This window comes from Micrococcus sp. HSID17227, from assembly GCF_003989405.1.
Classification (GTDB): domain Bacteria; phylum Actinomycetota; class Actinomycetes; order Actinomycetales; family Micrococcaceae; genus Micrococcus; species Micrococcus luteus.
This window is the reverse complement of sequence record NZ_RBLN01000523.1, coordinates 1-824: the sequence shown is the minus strand read 5'-3', so window position 1 is coordinate 824 and position 824 is coordinate 1. Positions and strand designations below refer to the sequence as shown.

General features: G+C 67.8%; 1 protein-coding gene and 1 pseudogene. Both read right to left on the bottom strand.

Translation table 11 applies throughout. From position 1 onward, the window contains the following. Window positions 1-394: pseudogene (locus D8M29_RS13070) on the bottom strand (carbohydrate ABC transporter permease); the annotation flags it as partial. Between the two features lie 68 nt (window positions 395-462). Beyond that, on the bottom strand, window positions 463-824 hold a 362-nt coding region (locus D8M29_RS13065; protein WP_127446072.1), incomplete at its 5' end, for an ABC transporter permease subunit.

Genomic DNA, 824 nt, shown 5'->3' with positions numbered 1-824 from the left:
GGACCACCAGGTAGGTCGGGATCAGTCCCGCGCCGAAGAACATCGTGGCCAGCATGAAGACGAGCAACGGACGGTGCAGCACGGAACCGGTACGCGAGAGTCCGTAGGCGCACAGGACCGAGACGGTCATGCTGAAGAGCGTCCCGACCACGGTCACACAGACGCTGATCAGAGCCGCGCGGGTGACCTGGCCGCCGCCCAGGAGCTCCTGGTAGGCGACGAAGGTGACGCCGCGCGGGATCACCACGAGCCCGCCGGCTTCGGTGATGGTCCTCACCGAGGACAGACTGGTGACGATCACGACCCAGAGGGGGAAGAGGACGGCCAGGCAGATCAGGACCATTATCACGCCCTTGGAGGCGAGGCCGGCCTTCGACGGCTCCTCCTCCCACACGGGACGCAGACGACCACGGGGTCCCGGCTTCACACCACCCAAGCCGGTCAGGCCGGAGAGCAGGCTGCTCACTGCTTGTACACCCCCTGCTCACCCATGCGATGGGCGACCTTGTTGGCCCCGAGGACCAGCAGCAGACCGAAGATTCCCTTGATGATTCCGACGGCCGCCACGTAGCTGAACCCGCCGTTGGTGATGCCGACGTTCCAGACGTAGGTGTCCAGCACCTCCGACGCCCCCGGGCCCACAGCCGTGCGCTGGAGCAGGATCTGCTCGAAGCCGACGGTCAGCGCGTTGCCCACCTGGAGCACGAGCAGCAGGGCGACGACGGGACGCAGGGCGGGCAGGGTGATGTGCCACATCCGGCGCCACCGGTTCGCGCCGTCCATGGCGCTCGCCTCGTAGAGGTCGGGGCTCACGGCCGCGAGGG